24 protein-coding genes are annotated in these 22960 nt (G+C 34.9%); 5 read left to right on the top strand and 19 right to left on the bottom strand.

Annotated elements, in window-relative coordinates; translation table 11 throughout:
- Window positions 1–7 precede the first annotated feature (7 nt).
- Complete coding sequence (locus ACKI44_RS03970) at window positions 8–1462, bottom strand: dihydrolipoyl dehydrogenase family protein (RefSeq protein WP_407421759.1); 1455 nt, start codon at window positions 1460–1462, stop codon at window positions 8–10.
- 72 nt (window positions 1463–1534) lie between these two features.
- Here ACKI44_RS03970 and ACKI44_RS03965 point away from each other — a divergent pair, with 72 nt between their 5' ends.
- A complete protein-coding gene (locus ACKI44_RS03965) occupies window positions 1535–2359 on the top strand; it encodes a hypothetical protein (RefSeq protein WP_407421757.1) in 825 nt (274 codons plus the stop codon).
- On the opposite strand, the gene ACKI44_RS03960 is transcribed toward ACKI44_RS03965, so the two are convergent.
- Complete coding sequence (locus ACKI44_RS03960; protein WP_407421755.1) at window positions 2354–2995, bottom strand: DUF11 domain-containing protein; 642 nt, start codon at window positions 2993–2995, stop codon at window positions 2354–2356. The two genes, ACKI44_RS03965 and ACKI44_RS03960, sit on opposite strands and share 6 nt — an antisense overlap.
- 126 nt (window positions 2996–3121) lie before the next feature.
- Here ACKI44_RS03960 and ACKI44_RS03955 point away from each other — a divergent pair, with 126 nt between their 5' ends.
- Entirely contained in the window at window positions 3122–3439 is a 318-nt protein-coding gene (locus ACKI44_RS03955; RefSeq protein ID WP_407421753.1) for a hypothetical protein, read from the top strand.
- 147 nt (window positions 3440–3586) lie between these two features.
- On the opposite strand, the gene ACKI44_RS03950 is transcribed toward ACKI44_RS03955, so the two are convergent.
- Both ACKI44_RS03950 and ACKI44_RS03945 read right to left on the bottom strand, forming a co-directional pair.
- Window positions 3587–4783 carry a DegT/DnrJ/EryC1/StrS family aminotransferase gene (locus ACKI44_RS03950; RefSeq protein WP_407421751.1) on the bottom strand — a complete coding sequence of 399 codons (1197 nt, stop codon included), beginning with the start codon at window positions 4781–4783 and terminating at the stop codon, window positions 3587–3589.
- Complete coding sequence (locus ACKI44_RS03945) at window positions 4784–5776, bottom strand: UDP-N-acetylglucosamine 4,6-dehydratase family protein (RefSeq protein WP_407421749.1); 993 nt, start codon at window positions 5774–5776, stop codon at window positions 4784–4786.
- 321 nt (window positions 5777–6097) lie between these two features.
- On the opposite strand from ACKI44_RS03945, the gene ACKI44_RS03940 reads away from it, so the two are divergent.
- Window positions 6098–7387 carry a TIGR02710 family CRISPR-associated CARF protein gene (locus ACKI44_RS03940; protein WP_407421747.1) on the top strand — a complete coding sequence of 430 codons (1290 nt, stop codon included), beginning with the start codon at window positions 6098–6100 and terminating at the stop codon, window positions 7385–7387.
- On the opposite strand, the gene ACKI44_RS03935 is transcribed toward ACKI44_RS03940, so the two are convergent.
- Genes ACKI44_RS03935 through ACKI44_RS03920 form a run of 4 tightly spaced genes read right to left on the bottom strand, consistent with a single transcriptional unit; the run spans window position 7384 to window position 12440 of the window.
- Window positions 7384–9006 carry a DUF2142 domain-containing protein gene (locus ACKI44_RS03935; RefSeq protein ID WP_407421745.1) on the bottom strand — a complete coding sequence of 541 codons (1623 nt, stop codon included), beginning with the start codon at window positions 9004–9006 and terminating at the stop codon, window positions 7384–7386. The two genes, ACKI44_RS03940 and ACKI44_RS03935, sit on opposite strands and share 4 nt — an antisense overlap.
- A 37-nt stretch (window positions 9007–9043) precedes the next feature.
- Window positions 9044–10639: a DUF2142 domain-containing protein gene (locus tag ACKI44_RS03930; RefSeq protein ID WP_407421743.1), complete on the bottom strand. Its 1596-nt coding sequence runs from the start codon at window positions 10637–10639 to the stop codon at window positions 9044–9046.
- Window positions 10640–10660: 21 nt separating this feature from the next.
- Window positions 10661–11593, bottom strand: a complete 933-nt coding sequence (locus ACKI44_RS03925; RefSeq protein ID WP_407421741.1) for a glycosyltransferase family 2 protein — start codon at window positions 11591–11593, stop codon at window positions 10661–10663.
- 46 nt (window positions 11594–11639) lie between these two features.
- A complete protein-coding gene (locus ACKI44_RS03920) occupies window positions 11640–12440 on the bottom strand; it encodes a DUF169 domain-containing protein (RefSeq protein WP_407421739.1) in 801 nt (266 codons plus the stop codon).
- Between the two features lie 191 nt (window positions 12441–12631).
- Here ACKI44_RS03920 and ACKI44_RS03915 point away from each other — a divergent pair, with 191 nt between their 5' ends.
- Both ACKI44_RS03915 and ACKI44_RS03910 read left to right on the top strand, forming a co-directional pair.
- On the top strand, window positions 12632–13201 hold the full coding sequence (locus ACKI44_RS03915; protein ID WP_407421737.1) for a hypothetical protein: 570 nt from the start codon (window positions 12632–12634) through the stop codon (window positions 13199–13201).
- Between the two features lie 4 nt (window positions 13202–13205).
- On the top strand, window positions 13206–13676 hold the full coding sequence (locus ACKI44_RS03910) for a pyridoxamine 5'-phosphate oxidase family protein (RefSeq protein WP_407421735.1): 471 nt from the start codon (window positions 13206–13208) through the stop codon (window positions 13674–13676).
- Here the strand turns inward: ACKI44_RS03910 and ACKI44_RS03905 are convergent.
- From ACKI44_RS03905 to ACKI44_RS03855, 11 genes are all read right to left on the bottom strand, one after another.
- Window positions 13673–14077 carry a hypothetical protein gene (locus tag ACKI44_RS03905; protein WP_407421733.1) on the bottom strand — a complete coding sequence of 135 codons (405 nt, stop codon included), beginning with the start codon at window positions 14075–14077 and terminating at the stop codon, window positions 13673–13675. The two genes, ACKI44_RS03910 and ACKI44_RS03905, sit on opposite strands and share 4 nt — an antisense overlap.
- A gap of 2 nt (window positions 14078–14079) precedes the next feature.
- The gene (locus ACKI44_RS03900) at window positions 14080–15222 is read right to left on the bottom strand and encodes a toxic anion resistance protein (RefSeq protein ID WP_407421731.1); all 1143 of its coding nucleotides are present in this window, start codon (window positions 15220–15222) and stop codon (window positions 14080–14082) included.
- Between the two features lie 76 nt (window positions 15223–15298).
- Entirely contained in the window at window positions 15299–15967 is a 669-nt protein-coding gene (locus ACKI44_RS03895) for a hypothetical protein (protein ID WP_407421729.1), read from the bottom strand.
- A gap of 27 nt (window positions 15968–15994) precedes the next feature.
- Window positions 15995–16969: a choloylglycine hydrolase gene (gene bsh / locus ACKI44_RS03890; protein WP_407421727.1), complete on the bottom strand. Its 975-nt coding sequence runs from the start codon at window positions 16967–16969 to the stop codon at window positions 15995–15997.
- A gap of 1 nt (window position 16970) precedes the next feature.
- A complete protein-coding gene (locus ACKI44_RS03885) occupies window positions 16971–17768 on the bottom strand; it encodes an amidohydrolase family protein (protein WP_407421725.1) in 798 nt (265 codons plus the stop codon).
- A gap of 111 nt (window positions 17769–17879) precedes the next feature.
- The gene (locus tag ACKI44_RS03880) at window positions 17880–19271 is read right to left on the bottom strand and encodes an MFS transporter (protein WP_407421723.1); all 1392 of its coding nucleotides are present in this window, start codon (window positions 19269–19271) and stop codon (window positions 17880–17882) included.
- A gap of 30 nt (window positions 19272–19301) precedes the next feature.
- Entirely contained in the window at window positions 19302–20687 is a 1386-nt protein-coding gene (locus ACKI44_RS03875; RefSeq protein ID WP_407421721.1) for an MFS transporter, read from the bottom strand.
- A gap of 11 nt (window positions 20688–20698) precedes the next feature.
- A complete protein-coding gene (locus tag ACKI44_RS03870) occupies window positions 20699–21142 on the bottom strand; it encodes a MarR family winged helix-turn-helix transcriptional regulator (protein ID WP_407421719.1) in 444 nt (147 codons plus the stop codon).
- 101 nt (window positions 21143–21243) lie between these two features.
- A complete protein-coding gene (locus ACKI44_RS03865; RefSeq protein WP_407421717.1) occupies window positions 21244–21867 on the bottom strand; it encodes a hypothetical protein in 624 nt (207 codons plus the stop codon).
- 74 nt (window positions 21868–21941) lie between these two features.
- Window positions 21942–22178, bottom strand: coding sequence for a hypothetical protein (locus ACKI44_RS03860; RefSeq protein ID WP_407421715.1), 237 nt, complete (start codon window positions 22176–22178; stop codon window positions 21942–21944).
- A gap of 86 nt (window positions 22179–22264) precedes the next feature.
- On the bottom strand, window positions 22265–22954 hold the full coding sequence (locus ACKI44_RS03855; RefSeq protein WP_407421713.1) for a hypothetical protein: 690 nt from the start codon (window positions 22952–22954) through the stop codon (window positions 22265–22267).
- Between the last annotated feature and the right edge of the window lie 6 nt (window positions 22955–22960).

The following is a 22960-nucleotide window of genomic DNA, read 5'->3' as shown; positions in this document are numbered from 1 at the left end:
ATATCACCTATAAATCATAATGAATGTTGTGAAGTTTATATAAACATACTGAACTGCTTGACGGGAATGCATAAATCATGTAATCAAGCTCTTCCAAGGTTATTTTCTTGTTTATGATAAATGCGAACATGTTGGCAACGTTTTCAGCATCTGCAGCATATATCTCTGCACCTACAATCTGCAGGTCCTTATCTACAATAACCTTTGCCTCAGCTGTGGTGTCGTTTTTAAGCTCAAGTGAATATGAATTGCCGTATCTAATGGTATGAACATCATATTCATCAGATTCTTCAGCAATATATGCAGGAACACCGACAGTAGCTATTCTTGGAATGGTATATGCAACTGCAGGAACAACAGGATAGGTTATTTCATCGGCCTGGCCAAGCAATTCATTAATAAGATATTTGGAGTGATGTATAGCAACGGTTACAAGCTTTGCAATTCCTGTATCTGCAACATCTCCTGAGGCGTAGATATTAGGCACTTCAGTCTGGAGGTGTCCGTTGACCTTTATTCCATTTTTGGTGCTTGTAAGTCCCACATTTTCAAGGCCGATTCCGTCAACATTGGCAGTTCTTCCAATAGCTGATATTACATAGTCTCCCGTTAGGCTCAATCCGCTTTCACAGTTGACCGTAAACCCGTTTTCATATGCCCTGTTGTCAAGTTTAGCATCAGGATCTCTCAAATCAATGTCAACATTCAGGCCTTCGGTAACATTTGAAACTTTCGCTTCAGGATTATCGATAACTACATCATCACTTTTAATGATTTCTTTTACAGTCTGGTTAAAATGGAAGCGTATATTATTCTCTTTTAAAATTTCAATGACTCTTTGCACATATGGCTGGTGGAAATATTTCAGTGCCATGTCTCCCCTTACAATAACTTCAGCCTCAAGACCTGCTTCTGCAAGTATTGACGCGAATTCCATACCCACAAATCCTGCGCCCATGATGATAGTGTGTTTTGGAAGCTCTGAAATGTCCAGAAAGTCAGTGCTGTCATGGAGATATTCCTTACCCTTAATGTCCGGAATCATTGGCTTCAGGCCTGTTGCGATGACTATTTTTTCTGTTGTGAATTTATCATCCCCGACCTGTACTGTGTGTTCATCAAGAATGATTCCCTTTCCGTGGGCAACATCCAAATCATACTCATCAAACTTGCCGTCCAAAAATAGGGACATGTTTGCAATGCGCTTTTGCTTGAATTTCATCAGTGCCGGCCAGTCAACTTCAAAGTTGCCTGATTTTCCAACCCCTTCAAAATTATCGGCCAATGCCTTTATTTCATATGGCGCATCCAGGAGTGCCTTTGAGTTACAGCCTCTGTTTGCACATACTCCACCATATAAACTTTCTTCAACAATTAGTATTTTTAAGCCTTCCTTTCTTAAAAATCGGGCACCTTGCCATGAAGCATTTCCGCTTCCAATATAAATTATATCATAATCCATGTTTTAACCTCTAAACTTAATATATATTTAAAATCATATATAAACTTGAAAAAGCTATGACAGTTGATTTGAATGGAAAATAAAAATTATCTCTACATTGATTCTTCTGAGGATAAGGTTGATAAAACCCGCCAGTCAAGGTTTGTGATTCCAAAAACCAATAAGATAGATTATCTGATTGGTGAAGAAAACTACTCTGAAGCCTTATCAGAGATTGAAAAAACACTTAAAAAGGATGATGTCAATTACTGGCTTTTAAAATCAGAAATATATGACAGGCAAAATGAGTATGAAAAGTCAATAGATTCCATTAATCATGCATTAAACATTGATGAATCCGATGAAATCAAGACCAGTAAGGCCAATACATTATATAAATGGGCGAAGGTAAGTTATTTTCCTGAACTTGAATATGAAAAGGCTTTGGAATTTGTTGAAAATGCTTTGGAGATTCTTCCTGAAAGTGAAGACCCCTCTGAATTTTACTTCCTAAAAGGTGAGATTCTTGAAGCTTTAAGAGAACCTGTTGAAGCCAGAAAAGCATATCTCATTGCATACAAGGAATTTGATAAGCTTGAGGAATTTGAAAATCAGGTCGAATACTTAAATACAACAGAAGATACTCTGATAAGCATTTCAGGCAGCTATTTTTATAATTTCACTCCAAGCGACAGCATGATTGTGGATCTGGTTAAGGAAGATGACAATGAACATGACCCTGACGCCATTGCAGTTTATTATAAGAATGAAAAAATAGGTTATGTTGCAAACAGCGATTATACCCTTATTGATGAAGTTAAAAGCGCTTCAAAGATTAAAAATAGCTTGAATGATAATGCACAGGCAAAAATACTCTTTGTTTATCTGGACCAATACATTATCGCAAAAGTATTATAACTGCTTTTTGAATAGGAAAGGGAATCCTGCAAATCCAAAGAGAGATATTAATATTAAAAATATCGGATTTCCTGTTTTATGGACATTACTGATTTCTTTTTTTACATCCTTATCATCATCATGGTCAAATACGTCAATTTCCTCTTCTTCGAATGTTTCGTTGTTTGGATTGAATGTATCTGACGTTACCCATGCCTTATTGATTTTTTCACCTGCCGTTAATGCAATGCACGTTATATATAATGCAACTTCACCATCCCCAACTTTCAAATCACCGATATTCCATATTCCTGTTTGAGGATTGAATGATCCTTTCGTTAAGGTGTGGTAGCAATATTTTAATCCGTCAGGAAGTTCATCACGAACCTGTGTGTTTTGAGACATGTCAGGACCTAAATTCTGAACCGTGACTATCCATGTGACATAATCTCCGATATGGATGTTTTCCTTATCCGCATCATTATCCAACACAAGATAAGCGGATTTTGAAATGTTTGTATCTTCTGCAACACTTCCGGGCACAGAATCGGCAGGTGCAGGATTTGTATCAAGTGTTGCGTTAATGTCTTCTGCACTGACAAAAGAGACAGAAGAAAATAGAACAATACAAATCAATAATATAAAAACTTTTCTCATATATATAAATTGGAATCAATTTAAATAAATACTTTTCCAAATATTATTTAAAGAATGAAAGTATAATTAATATTAACATTAAGAATTTTAAATTCGAAATTGTTAGAAATTAATGAGGAAGTAAAAATGCGCATCAAACAAAATAAAAGAATCAAATATCCAAGTATGATTGAAGACTTCATTGATGAATTATCTAAAAATGAGTTTACATACTTCCAATTATCCTGTGAAAATGAAATTCACAGTTTTTACAATGAAACTGAAAGTACAGTCGAATTTAAAGAAACTTACCTGAAAGAAACTGATGATGAAGGAGAAATATTTTATTTGAATTATGATAAAATATCCAGCATCGTCTTATCCAAAACTTCCAAAAGTGAAGAAAAAGATGAGTTCGACTCTTTCAGTGATGAAGACTGGACTGGAGACAGAATCCAATTTTAATTAAAGAATTAATTTTCTTTAACTTTTTTTATTTTTTTATCTGCATAAACCTTATCTTATTTTGAAATCAATTTATATCAATCAATTTAATTGAAAAACAGACTTATTAAAATACACATATTTTATCAAAGTGAAAAATTATCCTAGCTATTTTAAAGATAATAAATCCAAAAGATTTTCTATAATATAGTCCACTTCATCGTCTGTCAATGTTGAATAAAGAGGAAGTGAAATTTCATTTTCGAATAAATTATATGCATTAGGATAATCTGCAATGTCGAATCCCAAGTTCTTATAAGCGGTAAGTAACGGCAGAGGCTTGTAGTGAACATTGGTGCTTACTCCACGCTCACCCATTTTAGTTATAATGTCATTTCTTTCATCCGGACCAATTCCATCAATTCTCAAGAGATAGAGATGACCGGAAGATGTGGAATTCTCAGTTTTGTGGGGCGGGGTAATGAACGGATGACTGTCAAATGCCTCATTATATCGGGCAATTATTTCATGTCTTCTTTTTAAAAGGTTATCATATCTTTTTAACTGTACAAGACCTATACTTGCCTGGATATCTGTCATGTTACATTTATATCCCGGAATTAATATGTCATATTCCCATGATCCTGTAGTTTTTGCAAGGGCATCTTTGGTTTGTCCGTGAAGTGAGTAAATCTGATATTGCTTATATAAACTTTCATCGTCAAGCCCTTCATGATGTTTCCATGTTACAGCACCGCCTTCAGCAGTCGTCAGGTTTTTAACTGCATGAAATGAAAAGCATGTAAAATCAGCCAATGTTCCGGCCTTTTTATTATTTTTTACAGCTCCGAAACCGTGGGCGCAGTCTGCAACAACAATGATTCTGTCAAATATCTCCTGCAAATCTGATTCAGGATTGAATAAATCTTTTTTATCATCGATTATTTCATAAATCTTTTCATAATCGCATAAAATACCTGCAAGATCAACAGGGATTATGGCTTTGGTCTTTTCGTTAATGGCATCGGCCATAAGTTCATAGTCCATTTCCACACTGTCCTTTTGACTGTCAATAAGAACAGGAGTTGCTCCCACATGGCAAACGACACTGCATGTTGCAGTATAAGTATAAGCAGGAAGGATGACTTCATCTCCTTTTCCGATACCTAAAATACGTAAAGTCATTTCTAAAGAAGTAGTTGCCGCACTTAAACAGACCGTTTTGGCACTGCCGCAATAAGCAGTAATTTCATTTTCAAAGGCTTTGGTTTTAGGTCCTGTTGTAATCCATCCGGATTTTAGTGTATCAATTACTTCATCAATTTCACTTTCACTGATATCCGGCGGTGAAAAAGGTATATTCATCTAATACCCCAAATTATCCATTCTTTCCAATATATCTATAATTTCTTCTTTGGATAAGTGTACAATTTCATTAGAATTATAAACAAAATCTTTATGGTTTTTATTGATTTCATCACGAATAATGAACAGGTTGCCGTTATCGCAGGAAGTTAACATTTCATCTGGAGTCATCAATTCTTCATATAACTTTTCTCCAGCCCTTTTGCCGATGATTTGAACTTCAATTTCATCCTTTTCATATCCATACTGAGGAGCATAATGTTCAATCATTGCATCAGCAAGGTCTGATACCTTGAATGCCGGCATTTTTAATATGAATATTTCTCCGCCCTGTGATATGCTTCCGGCTTCCAATATAAGTTCAGCAGCCTGATATATATTCATTATAAATCGTGTCATGTCCTCATCGGTTAGTGTAATCGGTCCGCCATGTTTCAGTTGCTTTTTAAATAAAGGTATGACAGAACCTCTGGAATTCAATACATTACCAAATCTTACACATGAGAATTTGGTGGAATCCTCATCGCCGTTTGCACTTGCAGCCATCATTAATTTTTCCGCTAGGAATTTGGTGGCACCCATAACGTTTGCAGGGTTTACGGCCTTGTCGGTACTTATGAGAACTACTTTATCAACATCACAGTAAAGAGACATGTCAATTATATTTTGAGTTCCTAAGATATTGGTTTTTACTGCATCGAGAGGATTGTATTCACATAATGGAACATGTTTGTAAGCTGCAGCATGGAAGATAATGTCTATGTCTTTGAATACATATTTCAATCTTTGAATGTCCTTAATGTCTCCAACAAAAATCTTTACTTTTGAGGATTTTAAATCGTTTTCCAAATCAAAAAGTTCAGTTTCATTGTTATCGAAAACCCTTATAACATCTACATCATATTTAATTAGTTCTTTTACAATTTTTCTGCCGATCGATCCGGCTCCACCGGTTACAAGAATTTTTTTGCCCTTATAATACTCACTGAACATATTCATCTCCCAATAACTTAACAACATTATAACAAATAGCCAACAAATTATCTAAAAAAATTATTATAATATATTTTTGAATTAACAATATATAAATTTATTGAAAAAATTTAAAATTTTTTATTAAAACCATTTAAATTTATATATGATATTTATATTAATTTATAATAAATTTTAATAAAAATATAATTTTGTATAACCATAATACCTATGTATTGAAAATGTAATAATTTTATGATTATATGTTATAACTTATAATATTGAAACAAATTGAGAAAATATTTAATTAGAATTTAAACAAAATTAAAAAATAGTGATACTATGAAACGAAAAGAAATTGTATTGTTCATGACTGTAGGTACAGGCATTAATGCAAATACCAAAGAAGAAGGCTTTAAATTACTTGCACAGAAATTATATTCAACAATAAATAAAATATATCCGAATTATGTGGTATTTTTTGCATCACAAAGGTCAAAACACACCATCAACTATATAGAAGAGCTATTTAAAAAAGACAATGATGAATTTATAATCAATGAAGATTACGAAATCATTTCAATTGAAGCAATAGATGATTTCAATTCATGCTTTGAAGCTTTCGAATCTAAAATATGGGAATTGGATTACTTTGCAGAGAAAAATTATGAAATCATAATGGACTATACCTCCGGGACAAAAACCATGTCTGCCGCAATGGCCTGCTGCGGAATGTTTTACAGCAAGGATTTGATATCCATAGGAGGAGACCGCTCAACAGGAGAAGTTTCAGCGGGAACAGAAATCATTAACTACCAGAACCTCTACAAAATCTATGACAAATTCGCCCTGATGAGAATCAGAAACAATTTCAATTCAAACCGTTTCATGCCATGTATCGACATTCTAAATCACATCGTGGATTTAAGCATTCACAAGGATTCTCTTTTGAACCTTTGTAAAGCATATTATTCCTGGGACAATATGGATTTTGAAAAGGCATACGAACACCTGATTAAGGTGGACACCAAACAAATTGAATTCACAGAAATCAGATCAGACATTAAGAAAAACTTAAACGCTTTGGGAAATATCGTCAAATCAAAATCAGTCAATCTCCAAAACTGCTATATTCTTGCAAGTTTAATCAACAATTCAATGAGAAAAGCCGAAGAGTACAAGTATGACGATGCAATCGCCAGACTCTACAGATCATTTGAACTTATTGCACAAATAGAACTCACCAAATATAACATCAAAAGCTCAGACATCGACGTTTCAGTACTTAAAGAAAATAATGTATCTGATGAATTCATTGAAGAGTTGGAAAAAACAATAGAAGATGGAAAAATAAGAATAGGCCTTTCAAAGGACTTCCAGCTTTTAAATGAACTTGAAAATGACCTGGGAAAATATTACATTGAAAACGAAAGCCCTATTAAAAACATGACACAGAAAAGAAATAATTCAATTTTGGCACACGGCCTTGAGTCCCAGACCAAAGAAGACTTTGACCAGTTCCTGGAAATTGTTCTTACATTGGCCCGCAAACTTGATAAGGACATGAACAAATTCATTAAAGAAACAAAATTCGCCAAATTTGAAATAAAATTAAAGATAAATGCGTTTTAATAATATTTGGTTGCAAATGAGACTATTAATGTAGCCATAAAAGCAATCATACATATCATCGCATATTTATCAAATTTATCTTTATTGAAAGGAATCCGTTTTATCCATATAGCTACCGGAAGAAGCGCCATTAACGGAACAAAGTACCTTGTACTGATACCCAAATTATAATATCCGACACTTGCCCATGTCAACAGCTGAATAAAGCAGGTTCCGATATATATCATCAATATAATAAAAGCTGAACCCAATCTTGTTTTTAGTCTAAATACCACATTTCTCGGATAGGCGAGTAAGGTAGCTGCCAGATAAACCAGTAAAGCTCCAGTAACCAAATAATAATTATCAATATAGTGATGATACTGTTTTGCACCAAAGAAACTGAATACTCCGGTTATCATATCCTTCAAATCAAAGACAAATATATTGTATAAAAATTTTGTAATGCTTCTCGGATGCTTTATCTGATAATTGAGCTGTGCAGTCGAATTTATTAAATTATGAGAAGATCTCCATGAATGCATTAATGTAGGGGCCGAATACCGACTCCACAAAAGACCGATTCCGGCAACGATTAAAATACCGGCAAACATAATCACTAAATTCTTCTTTTTGTCATTTTCAAAGTTTTTGGATGGAACAAATAACATTAATATGCTGAATGCCAAATAAGGCAGCTTACAAAGACCCAGTAAAAGACAGATTGCAGAAAAAATCACGATATTTTTCGTCGTCAGTGAATTCTCCTCTGCCCTGCACATATAAATGAAATATGCCACCGAAAGAATACTCAATCCCATAATCATTGAATCAATACTTGCAGATGACGCCTGATAAAGGGTAATTGGAATACAAGCAACGGCAAGCAAAGGTATCTTTAAAACAGGAGTTTTTCGAATAGCTATTGAAACCACAGTCGCATAAACCAGGAGATTACAGATTCTTGCAAGCCACAATATCCATATTACATTCAAATCCAAAATCTTTGCAAGAAAAATACCGATAGCCTGAGGAAGATATCCGAAAAATGGGTTTTGCTCAAAGGCAGAATCTACAATTAAAGTTGAAGTGTTAATCTTATCAGTATCATGGTCCGTGTGAAAAACCGTTTCACCCAAACTTCCTGAAAAAAAGTTCATTGCCCTGATTGAATTATATCCAGCACCGTAATTACGCACACTGCTGATTTTTTCCCCTTCAGTATGATTATACAATCCTTCAACGCCCATATCCTCACCTGTCCAGTGAGGAATGATTACACCCTGTGACGTTAATTCAGCTCTTGTAAGATGCTCTATTTCATCACTGACATCACATATTGGAAGTATCAGTGCAGTAGTTATTCCAAAAATAAGAATTATTACAAAAGCAACTTTATAAAGTTCTTCATCACTGTCATGAAGAAAATAAAAAACAATAGCAAATATGCCTAAAACGGCAACCACAGCAAATGTCAATATCTCAAAGTTTGGATTTGAGATGTTTTTTTGCGTAGCCGTTGATAGACCAAGCACCAAAATTAAAACAAGATAGATTAACCAATATTTTTTCGATTGAAAAAACATATCCTTATACTCACATAAAGTAGACTTAAAATCAAAATCTGCCAAAATTCCCATATAATTCCCTCAATTTATGATTTATCTCTTTAAATATTTAATAGTATTTGGTTGTAAAGGCCAATATTAATGCTGCCATGAATGCAAGGATGAAAACTATTGAATAATTGTCAAATCTGGACTTGTCCCAATCAAAATATTTGAAAGCTGCAATAATCGGAATCAGTGCAATTAATGGGACAAAATATCGAGTATTGATACCTAACTGAAGATATCCGACACTGGACCATGTCAATAACTGGACAAAGCATGTTCCAACATAAACAATCAGTAAAACAAGTAAGGAACCCAGTCTTGTCTTTTTGCTGAATCTGTTATTTTCAGGATATAATACTAGAATTACCAATAAAAATAGCAGCAACATTCCCGTAATCAAATAATAGGTATTTGCATAGTGATATTTACTTCCTGCACTGAAGAAATTGAATACTCCATAAATCATCCAGGCCAAGTCCGTGGTGAATATCTGCGTTATGAATTTCCATGCAAACATGGGATTGTGAACAAGATATGAAAGTTGATCAGATGAGCTGACCCAGTTTAGCTTTGATCTCCATGAATGCATTAACGTAGGGGTTGAATATCTGCTCCATAAAATTCCTATTATGGCTACTATTGAAATTGAGCCTAAAGAGACAGGCAGGGCCTTTTCAAAGGCAAAATTATTTCTAGGTACAATGAGAAGCATGAATATGAATGCCAGATATGTCAGCTTGCAAAGACCCAATAAAAGACATATTACAGTAAAAACTGCAACATCTTTAAGTTCTATCGACTTTTCATCTGCCTTAATCATGTAAATAAAGTAGGCTATGGCCAATATGCCCAAACCGATAATCATGGAATCAATACTTACCGATGCAGCCTGATAAATCGTGATTGGAATGCATGCCACCGCCAGAAGAGGCATCTTTAAGACAGGAGTTTTTCTAACGGCAAGCGAAATTAATGTAGCGTAACATATGAGATTACCGATTCTTCCAAGCCATAATATCCATATTACATTCAAATCCAATAATTTGGCTATGAATATGCCTATAGCCTGGGGAAGGTATCCGAAAAATGGATTCTGCTCAAATGCTGAGCCGTCAACAAATTTGGTGTGATCAATCTTATCCGTATCTCCATCTATATCAAAAACAGTCTTTTCTCGATTCTGAGTGAAAAATGTAAGGCTTTGAATTGTTTCAAATCCGACATTAGGATTTAAAAGAGAACTGTATTTACCTTCATTACTCTCGTTATACATTCTGTCTATTCCAACTTCATCTCCTGTCCAGTGAGGTATTAAAACACCCTGAGACGTGATTTCGGCTCTTGTTAAATGTTCCCATTCATCACTGACATCACAGATAGGTACAATTAATGCTGCAGTTATCCCGAATATTATGATTATGACAAAGGCCACCTTATGGAGCTCATTTTTATTGTTATTTGAAAAATAGAATGTTATTGATAGAATTCCGAAAATAGCTACAATAACAAAAATCAATATTTCAAAGCTCGGATCTGTAAAATTTCTTTTAGAAATTGTTGACAAACCCATTATAGTAATTAAAAGCAGATAGATAAGCCAATACTTTTTTGACTTTAAAAAAGCTTCCTTAATGTCTTGAAAGTTAATATTATTCATTTAAAAAACCCAAAATGAAATCTAATCATCATCTTTTTTCATCAGTCTGATTAATGTCAAATGGTTTTCAAGCTGTGCGTTATTCTGTTTTTTAATAACATGTAAAACTACACCGGTGAAAAAGGTTATTGTAGCCACAATGACAACTGTTGAAATAACAATTAATGAAGGTATTTTTAAAACATAACCTGAACTGAAAAACCTGAATAAAATCGGGAAAAAGTGAATTCCTGCAATAATCAGTAAAATCAAGGATACTGTAGTAAAGAAAAAGAAAGGTCTTTTATCACGCACCAACGTATAAATCATTCTGATTACCTTATATCCGTCCCTATATGTATTGAGTTTGGATTCGCTTCCTTCAACACGGTCACGGTATTCGATAGGAATTTCTTCTATGGTAAAATTATTCATCAATGCAAAAACACTCATTTCTGTTTCTATTTCAAACTCTTTAGATATAATTGGAAATGATTTTACAAAATCAAAACTGAACGCTCTCATTCCGGTCATGATATCCTGTAAATCACTGGAAAAGAAGAGATTAATTAGCCATCTGACCATTTTGTTTCCTGTATTGTGGAACGGACGGTCATTTTCTTCAAAATAGGTTGATGACAATCTGTCACCGATGACCATATCCACATTTTTTTCAAGAACAAGCTTTTCAAATTCCAATGCGGATTCGGCAGGGTATGTGTCATCACCATCTACCATGATATAACAATCAGCGTCAATATCCCTAAACATTGAGCGAACAACATTTCCTTTACCTTGTTTATATTCATATCTTACAATAGCACCGTTGTCACGAGCTATTACGTCTGTACCATCTGTGGAATTGTTGTCATAGACATATATATCCGCATGAGGCATTGCTTCTTTAAAATCACATACAACTTTTTTAATTGTTGCAGACTCATTATAACAAGGTATTAATATTGCAGTTTTCATATTTACACAAAAAAGTTTTTATTATTACTATTTAAATTTATAGATATTATTTTAAATAGTTTTCCAATAATTCCGTTTGAAGAACGCTTTTCTTACTGACTTCCTCCAGTTTCAGATACAGTTTCCATGGCATTGACAATGTCAGGTAATCATTTGGTATGAAGTGTTTTGTTTTTGACCTTCCTGCCAAATCGATTGGTCCTAAAACAGGAACAGGGTCATCTTTTTCATCCTGATTGAATACAAAGCATCCTATTGACTGGCATGATGATGCCTGCGGAGTCAAAAGACAGACATTATCCGTTCTGAATGAAGTGTTTAACTGGATTAGAACAGTCAATTCCAGAGGATTTAAGGTAAATATAACTGACTTTGGAATTTCTCCCTCTTCCAGGTTTTCCAAAGCCTTAAAGATTACATAATTTCCCTCATCATATATTGGTCTATTTTTGATATTTGCCTTTGCGGTTTCAAAGTCTGCAAATATTCTCTCACCTTCACGAAACATTTCTCTGACTCTTGGCATTTTATCAAGCCTTTTTTGATATGCTTCCTTATCCGGAGCGGATTCCAATCCGCATGACAGAAAAGTGGCCTGAAAATCAATGTCTTCTTCTGTGGGAAGGCCTGATCCCCAGCCGAAACCTGAAGAAATGCCTCCGCAGGAAATGTTTTCACGTCCAAAGCATGTTGTAACCCTTTTTGCTATAGTCTGTGCCACAAAACTCATTACACATCCACCTTTTCCCGCTTTTGGTCCTTTTGCATCATCAGGTTTTTCATCTGACTTTAAAAGGACTATTGGCGGAAACCTTAATCCCAATTCATTAGAAATATAACTTTCCATTTAAAAAAACCCCCTAATTGATTAAAGATATGTAGATGAGACATTAAAAAATTATCTGATATCCAAGTAAAATTCATTTAATTGAAAAGAGCTATGAAAATTTTTTGTATCAAGTAGAATATTTCAATTTAATTAATTATGTTTTCAATATAATGGCAGCTATTTTTGAGCAATAATTTTTAATTGTTTGAATGACAAAAATATCACCAGCTATGGAAAAAGAAACAATTGAAAAAATATATGGAATACTGAATCGGGTCTCCCCAGTTGACTATGACTGCGGAAAGCTATGCAACGAGACCTGCTGCACATACGACGATGAAGACTATTCAAATGATGATTTGATAATTTATCTTCTTCCGGGTGAGGAAAAAATGTTTGAATCAAGCAAAAGCTTTGAAGTGAAGCATTTTGACTTAAAAGAGATAAACTATCCCCATTCATGGAAGGAAGGCGTTTATACGGTGAAATGCTTAAATCCGCCTAAGTGTGAACGTGAAATAAGGCCGATTCAATGCCGAACATTTCCATTAATACCCCATATCGACAGGAATAATCATTTTTACTTAATCTTTGATGAAAGCGAGTACCCTTATGAATGTCCCTTAATTAAAGAAAATATTCCATTAAATGAGGAATTCATTAACGAAACATATAAGGTATGGCGATTTCTTTTAAAAAACAGACTTGTATATGATCTGGTGGATATGGATTCAAGAAAAAGAGAAAACAGCAAAATCAAATATAGAATAATAAGGTGAAAAGATGTTTAGAAAAATGAGACGCCATAAGCAGGAGTTATCAGCTGAAGAATGCATAAACATATTGATTAATGAGCCTAGAGGAGTGCTGGCACTTCTTGGAGATGACGACTATCCCTATTCACTTCCGATGAGCCATGTCTATGCTGATGGTAAAATCTATTTTCACGGAGCAAAAACAGGCCACAAAAAGGATGCCGTTGAAAAACATCCAAAAGCCTCATACTGCGTGATGGACAAAGGAGTTAAAAATGATGGTGAATGGTGGTATACATTTAAAAGCGTCATCGTTTTTGGAAAAATCAGGATAATAACAGAAAACGATGAAAAAATAGAAAAATTAAGGTATTTGGGAAATAAGTTCTTCCCAACAGAAGAAGATACTGAAAAAGAAATTAAAAGATTATTGGATAAAACAGAAGTCTTTGAACTGACCATAGAACATATGAGCGGCAAAACTGTAGTTGAACGCTAATGAGTAATCCTATCTATGGCATATCCAATAACCGTACCGATTATTGCAACAGGAATTGCAAACACCAAACCGAACGCAAGGGACACTACAATTGAGAGAAAAATATTACCTGCAAACAACGATACCGCCAGTGCAAAAAAGAAAAAGGCCGAAAACACCACTATCGTAGCGCATTTCGTTTTAGCTATTCTTAACTGGCCGGTATATTTGTCCTCTTTATAAAGCAGCTTTGTCTGTAGGGAATTCGCCGGAGGTGTAGGTTTACCAACCTTAAACTCATCATTTAAAATATCGGCATTCCTCTTGAAAGTTTTAACATCATCATCTTTTAGATTGACACCGCATTGATGGCAGTATGATGTATCATCATCGTTTTCAAAGCCGCAGCTATAGCATTTCATGTCTATTCAATCAAATCTTTATTTCCGGTTTCGAGTTTTTTGACTACCTTTTCACCTTCATCAGCCATATTGCTGAACATCATGATAGTTTCTTTCATTCTAGGGAGTGATTCCTGTTTATAGGTACTTACTTCTTCAATTGCCTGAATAGCTTCATTGAATGAATTTTGAAGAATTTCAGGTGAAATCATAGCTTCAGCACTTGACTTTTGAATTTCAGCGCCCTGCTCCCTGAGCATATGGGAAGTGGACTCGATGATATTTCCTGTAGTTTCATTGAGGATATTGATTTTGTCCATTACGATTTTTTGATCATATAATGCGCTTGCAACCATGACCCCTGTTCTTAAAGCGGTTACAGTCACGTTTTTAGCACGGTTGACACCACGGATAAGCTCCTTGTTGTTTCTTCTGATAACGTTTAAGGAGACTATTCCCTGCTGGTTGATTACAATCATTTGCTGCATGTCCATGATTCTTTGTCTTAAAGGGAAGAGTATCTCTTCTTTTACATAGTCAATTTTATCCTGATCGACTCCTTCAATTTCCGCCTTTTGTATTTGCATTTCAATTGATTCATCCATCTGTTTTCCAAGCTCGATATCAGCCAGAAGCTTGTTTGTAATTTCCCTCAGGTAATTTTCCTCTGCAATGAGGGTTGTGTTATCATTCTGGAGGACTTTGCTGCTGTGGTCAAGTGAAGCGATGATTTGTGAAATTGCAACTTCGGCCTTTTGATATCTGTTGAAGTATTTTCTTACAGGATTGAAAATATCTCCCAAAACTCCTTTTTTGGCGAAATCAACTTTTCCAGGATCCAAATCCTTCAACTGAAAATTAAGTTCAGCCAGTTTGTCACCGATGTTTTCTGATTCTGAACTGCCTTTATTCAAGTCAACAAAACGTGTGCTTAAAAGCTTATTTCTTTGTGAAGACCTTGTCATGTCATTTAAACCGAAATCTTCCAGTGGCTTTATAATGTTTTCTCTTTCTGAAGGATTATCTAAATCAGCTTCAAAAATTGCCACTGCATTTTTTTCAGCCTGAGTTTTAAGATTTGAATTTTCCAGTTTTTCCTGTTCTACCTTAATCGTATCATTTACTTCATTTTCTATTTTATCAATATCAAGTGAAAATTCAGACATTTCAATACCTCTTAAAATAGTAATTATATAATAATATTTAGTATGTTTGTTTTATAGTTATGTATTAATCTTGTTATTAATCATATTTTTTTACTGAATCGATTAAATCTTTCATATCATCGAATAGATTCTCAACGTCCGCATTGCTTTTATTGTCTGAGCTTAAATTGATTATAAGCTCATTGGTCAAATCGTCAACATGGGAAATGATTGTTTTCATGTTTGTGATTTTGTTTTCCAGTTCCGTATCTATTCTTGGGGTTTCGCGTGTGGTGAGACGGACAATGCTTAATGCGGAATCGTATTGATTGTTGAAAACCTTGCTGCAGTTGTCAACGGAATCCATAAACTTGTCATAAGTGATTTGCGGCGGTGCAAAGGATTTTTCAATTAGATTAACGACAACCTTTTCCTTGGCATCATATTGAGCCTTAAGTGATTTGACCTCTTCCTCGTATCTTTTGAGTGAAGACTCGGCAATTATGACAGAAGGTTCCTCTTCAACTGGCTTTTCTGGAGTTTTTTTAGCATTCTGATTGATTAGATATCTGATTCTGGTTTCAAGACCTTCCTCACTTACGATATTTAATTTGATTTCCTCTTTAAGCTGATTTTTAATGTGCTCTCCTGTTTTTAAGTCAATGCCCTTGGCCCTTAAAATGGCCTTATATTCATCGCTTAAGATTATTCCCCCGGTTAACTCTTCAAGTTTCCTTTCAGCAGGAGTTTTTGAAAACATTCCCATTTTATAAACACCACTTAATTATTTGTTTTAATTAACATTTAAGAATTTTTCTTCATCAATCAAATCGTAAAATATTAACCTGTCACTGTCCAGATTCTCATTTGCCAGTTCCGCTTTAGCTATCTGATTATTGTTATATGTCGTATAATATAAAACAGCCTCATTTGTATTGTAGCATGAAGTGTATATCGTATATTCATACAAATCCTTGTCTATAAACGTACAGCCCTTCTGCTGCTCGACGGAATGAAGGATATGGAAAAACTGTGATACGCTTTCAGATTCACTCTCCCCTGAGTGTGAATTGGCACGAGTAAATGCGACTTTTGCAAACCTTGAAGATGATGACAGGTCTCCCGGAAGACCTATTGCTCCCATCCCTCTTGAATATTCATCCAAATCAAAGTCATCTGAAAATGTATTTTCAGGATTTTTATTTGAGAGTCCCATGTATTTATTTAATGTGGACAGCTGCTTGTCGAATGGAGGATTGTTGGTTAAAACACCTACGGGATTGTCATAGACTTTCAATCCGTCCTCTAAAGGTTCAACAACAATGGCTTCATTTTCATCAGATATCATCCAGTGAAGCGGAGATAACGGCAAACCTTCTGAAAAATCAATGTCGACAAGATTAATATTGGTTAAAGCCTCTTTTACCTCACCTACAGTAGAGAAATTGCTCAACAAATAAGGGATAAATTCAAAAGGAGTTATATTTGTCATACCTTCCTTTTCTTCAAGGTAACATGCATTTCCTGCAAAATTAAGTCCGGCAATTGATAATCCTTTTTCGTTGCATGCATCATAGTATAGAGGATATTCATCAATTCCTGCGGTAATTCCGATAATGGCAAAATGAGTCTTAATGTCATCTATAAGCCTAAAGGAAAAAGTGAAATTGCGGGGGGTGATACATACCCTTTCATTGTATGAAATTTCATAGTCAAAGTTACGACCAAAATAATGGTTTTTTGTTATATAATTACTAGCAGTGCACATTTTAATCAAGTTTTAAAAGCTTTGAAGCGTTTTCGTATAAAATCTGTGATCTTTCTTTTTGCGTCAAATCAATTTTATTAAAATAATCCATTTCAGAAACTGCATCCCACATGGGATAGTCAGTTCCCCATAAAACCCTGTCTGAACCGTATGCATGAATCAAATCCAAAGCGGTTTCAGGAGATAATGCATAGAGACTGGAGCTTAAGTCAACATAAAGGTTTGGAGTTCCGGCAAGCTCTTTAGTGGCATCTTCCCACATGCTCCAGCCGGCAAAATGGGCTCCGATAACAGTCATGTCGGGAAATCTTTCCAAAAAGGGTTTTAACTGTTCGGGATTGGAATAGTTATATCTGAAATCCCCGCAGTGAATCAGTACGGGAATATCGGCATTATTAATGGCTTCACCAAGTCTGAATGCCCTTTCCTCATTTAATGCGAATAACTGGAAATCCGGATGGAGCTTGACTCCCTTAAGACCCAGATCCAACAAGTAATTAACATCTCCTTCAATGTCATCGCTGTCGGGATGAAGTGTTCCGAAGCCCGTGAACAAATCCGGATGCTCTTTAACTTCATAACTGATGAACTCATTGATTGATTTGACCTGCTTTGGAGTTGTTGCAACAGAATGCACCAGATAATGAACGACACCTACCTGACTGCCGTTTCTAATCAAATCATCAGTTCTCCCATTTAATGACATGTCCAAATCATAAAAATCCCTTATTCCCTTAACAGCCTTTGAAGCTATTTTATCCGGATAAATATGACAATGAGCATTAATTACTTTCTCCATTAATTTTACCACCTTTAACTAATCAATATTTAATATATGATTTATGACTAAATAACATTTTCTCAAAAAGTGATAATTAAAATAAAAAAAGAGTTAGTTAAGGAACATTAACTAACTAGGTCTTTTGGTATTGAATTCATCTTTTGACTTGATTCCCACCAATGAAGCAAAAATAGATAAAATACAGGCACACATTGATATAGTACAAATTATCTGGGAAGAGTGAACTATCATGTCAGCATATTGGGTTGATAAAGGCAGATTACCCATTATTAAAGCAAATATCAGTGTCAGAAGACCTAAACTCATGGTCTGGCCTATTGTCCTCATTGTTGCCTGTGAAGCGGAAGCTGTAGGTGCATCCTTTGGAGGAACGGAACTCATGATGGCGTTCATGTTCGGAGATGAAAAGAGTCCCATACCGATACCCTGAAGAATCATTGCAATTACAACAAGATAAACAGGCATGTCCTTGTTTAAAAATACCAAAATAAACAGAGCAACAGAAGCTATTGCCATACCGACTGCAGCCAGTTTCTGCGGATGAATCTTATCGGACAGCTTTCCGGTATTAGGAGCAAGGAGTGCCATGATGATTGGAGTTACAATGAGTATTAGCCCTGCCATCTGTGCATTCCAGCCACGTACGTACTGGAAATGATAATTTAAAATCGTTGTAACAACCATGATTGCCAGATAGCTGCATAAGGCCGCAATATTTGAAGAAGTGAACTTTGTGTTTTTAAAGAGCTTCATGTTGAATACCGGTGAAGTCTGTCTTAACTCCCACAATGCGAAAACTACAAGCAATGCAATACCTGCAATTGTACAGATTATTCCTGTAGTGTTTATCAGGTTTGTAAAGCCGTAAATGAACAGTAAAATACCTATTGAATATACGACAGAACCGATTTTATCAATCTTGTCATCAGCATAGGTCTGCCATTCCTGAGGCACTTTTAAAAGCATTATGATTATACATAAAAGCAAAAATGGAATTACAACGTAAAATATTGATCTCCAGCCTAAGTTATAGACCAGAAATCCGCAGATAACCGGAGAAAGTGAAGTTGCAAGATAAACTCCTGTTACAGTAAAACCCAAAGCTTTTCCCCTGTTTTGGGGTTTTACAGCAGATACAACCATTGCCATACCGGATACATTGACAAATGCAACGCTTGCACCCTGGATTATCCTGAAGAGCATGAATGATTCTGTTGAAAAGGACAAAGCCGCACCGACTGAGCCTATTAAAAATACTATAACACCTATAAGCAAAGATTTCTTAACACCGAATTTACCTGAAATCTGGCCTGCCGGCACCGTGAATACCGCCATTACCAGGAAAAATATTGTAGGAATCCAGTTTTGAATAACATTGTTCATTGCAAAGTCACCTGCAATTGCCGGGACCCCTATGATAATACCATTTGAAAGAAAGACTCCAAAAAATGAAGTCAGAAATGATATGAATATTACATAATTTTCAGCCTCTATTTTCATTTTAACACCCTCTTAAATAATTATTTTTTATTAATCATTTGTATTAAATTCATCTTTTGATTTTATTCCCACCAATGATGCAAAAATTGCAATTATACATATTGCTGTACAGACTATGCAAACTATCTGGGAACTTTGAACTATCATATTGGCATATTTGGAAGATAACTCCAAACTGCCCATGATCCATGCAAACACTAGAGTTAGAAGTCCTAAGCTCATAGTTTGGCCTATTGTCCTCATGGCGGATTGAGCTGCAGATGCATTTGGAGTTTCATTTGGCGGAACTGAACTCATAATGGCATTCGTATTTGGACTTGTGAACAATCCCATGCCTATACCCTGAAGAATCATTGCAATTACAATAAGATATAGGGGAGTATTCGCATCCAAAAATATCAATATCACCAGCGTTACTGTAGCAATGCTCATTCCAATAGCCGCCAGTTTTTGCGGATGAATCCTATCTGACAGTTTTCCAGAGTTCGGAGCCATGACCGCCATGATAATTGGAGTTATAATCAATATTAGTCCAGACATTTGAGCATTCCATCCTCTCACGTATTGGAAATGATAATTCAATATTGTTGTAATCGCAGCCACTGCAAGATAACTGCACAATGCAGCAACATTAGATGAAGTGAATTTGGTATTTTTGAATAATCTCATGTTGAATGCAGGACTGCGCGCCCGTGTTTCATAATATGCAAATACAATTAACAGCATGAAACCTGCTGCCACACAAAGCATGCCCACAGTATTCATCAGGCAGGTAAATCCATAAATGAAAAGCAAAATGCCAACACCGTATATCAGATAACCTATTGAGTCAATCCTATCATTTTCATAGGTCTTCCAGTCACCCGGAATCTTATAAAGCATGAGTATGATACAAAGAACGAAAAATGGAATTACAAAGTAAAACATTGATCTCCATCCGAAATTATAAACAAGAAAACCGCAGATGACAGGAGAAAGAGAGCCTGCCAGATAAACTCCAGTTACAGTGAAACCTAAAGCCTGTCCTCTTTTTTGAGGTTCAATAGCCTGAACAACCATTGCCATAGCCGCAACATTGGAAAAGGCCCCGCCTATACCCTGAATGACTCTAAAAAACAAAAATGTTTCTGTTGAAAAGGACAAGCATGCGCCTATTGAAGCAAGTAAAAACACCAGTACCCCTGCCGCCAAGGATTTCTTTACACCGAACTTGCCGGAAATCTGTCCTGCGGGAAGTGTAAATACTGCTACAACTAAAAGGGCAATTGTAATAATCCAGTTTTGAACTACATTATTCATTCCAAACTCGGTTGCAATGGACGGCACTCCAATAACGATGCCTGCAGACAAAAATACTGCAAAAAATGATGTCAGAAATGATACAAGTACCACTGATGACTCAGAATCAAATTTCATAATAACAACCTTCAATCCACTAATTCCATGCCTTTAATCGCAATTTCCTTTAATCTTTTCTTAAACTCCTCATCCTCATCGCCAATGCCCACTTCAGCTTCCCAATCTTTAGATATTTTCCTGAATTCAGGAATTAATCTATTGGCCTTTTGCGTAGTGCTGAGCATGTATTTGCGTCTGTTTTGAGGATTGATTTTTCTTTCGATATATCCCTCATCTTCAAATTTCTTCAAGATTTTGGCAATGTTTCCCTTGCTTTGGCAGAACATATTTACCAAATCCTCCTGAGAACATTGGGGATTATCATGAATATACATTATATAGCGAACATCATGTCCAAAATCATAGTCTCTGATTCTGGATTTCATATATTTCTGCTGATTCAGCGAAATATTATGTATCCAAGCTATTAACGGTGAATTTTCATTAATTGCCTGAAAGCTTTCATTATCCATAATATCACCTTGATAATATTTTGGAGTTTGAATGATATAAATGTTTCTTTTGAAACTGTTAAAAATGAAACTGTTAAAATTTTTAAAAAAAATAAATGGAGTTATTCTTTAAAGACTCTTTCAATCAAATGTTCTTCTGTTTTATAGAAATCAAGCTGCAGTTTTGTTTGAAGATATTCAGGTGCATTCAACAATTCCATCATTGATTTCCAAGGTCCAAAGACTTTTTTTGCACCCTCAGCAATACATTTCTCAAGAGTTAAGGGCAAGTTGCCCATAACTGACTCGGGAAGTATAACTGTAGATTCATCAAAACTTTTATTGTTTTTAGCCAATTCATTTACTACAATTTCTGCAAAATAATAATCACTTGCTTCATGTGAAGCATCAAAATTATCGATGATTAATTCATTATTTTTAATGGAAATTTTGAACGGATTGAAATCCTGCATGAAATAGACTTCACCGATATCCAAGGATTCCTCAAAATGAGGATTTTCCACTTCAGTAACATCCGGAAGTTCGACTTCTTCCTCCTCCAAATCATCATAACCCAAAGTGGAAAAGTCAAATGGATGTTCCGGAAAAGGCTTTAACTGATTTACAACAACATTTTCTGGTGTTTGTTCATCCTCACCGGCGATTTTTTTTAAAAGACGAATAATTTCTTCATTTTGAGCTTCAATGTTTTTATTAATCTTGATTAATTCTGATAAATCTGACATGATTATAAGTATATCATTTATTGATTATAAAATGAATGGGACAGTTGAAAATTTCAAGGTTTTTAGAAAATATTCTATTTTCCATTAAGAATTTCTTCACGGGTATATCCGAATTTTTTAACCAGCAAATCAACAGGCAAGCTAAAATCAGGGTCAGTAGCTAAAATATTCAAAATATATAATCTTGCTTCAGCCCTACCTTCAGCCCTACCTTCAGCCCTAGCTTCATCCATAACTTCAGCCCTACCTTCGGCTCTACCCTCATTTTTAATATCTTCTATAATACTTCCACATGTAACCTCTTTTTTCAATCCAACCACCCATTCTAGTCCAAGATATACAACAGTTTAAATTAACAAAGCATTTTCAATGAAAAAGGAAATAGTAAAAAAATAATCTATTTCCCATTAATTATCTGCTCACGAGTAAATCCGAATTTTTCAACCAACAAATCAAGAGACAAGTTAAAATCAGGATCAGTAACTAAAACATTCAAAATATTTAAACTAGCCCTAGTTTCACCTTCAGCCCTACCCTCATTTTTAATATCTTCTATAATACTTCCACATGTAACAGCTTTTTTCAATCCAACCACCTCTTCTAGTCTACATATATCCTCAACAGTTTCTGCATACTTGTGAATAATATATCTGGTGCAATAGACCATTTCCATTTTAAATTCCTTATCTTCTGATTTGGCCTTTTTAATAAGACTGCAGATCTCTTCAAGAATATCAGCATTATTTTCAGGAAATGTTCTAATGGTTAATATTAATGATAACAGTTCTAACTTGGTGAGAAAATTCTTGTTTTTAATTTTGATTTTCAAAGTATTTAAAATTTTTTCACCATCAAAGTCCAGATATGAAATTATTTCAGGTCTAAAAATATCCGTTGGAGAAATTTTAAGTTCCTTTAAACACCTGTGACTTGGCAGTGATGTAGTTATTACTGAATATACAGGACATTTGTATGCATACTGATGATTTATTTTGTATTTATTCGATTTTCTTAGTGTTTCTTCGCCCACATTGCTTGTTTCATCTTCAACATTGATTATGAGTTTTTGATTTCCCTCAAGTCTCACAAGATA

The sequence above is a fragment of the Methanobrevibacter sp. genome (assembly GCF_045646205.1).
GTDB lineage: Archaea > Methanobacteriota > Methanobacteria > Methanobacteriales > Methanobacteriaceae > Methanocatella.
This window is presented reverse-complemented; position numbering and strand designations above follow the sequence as displayed.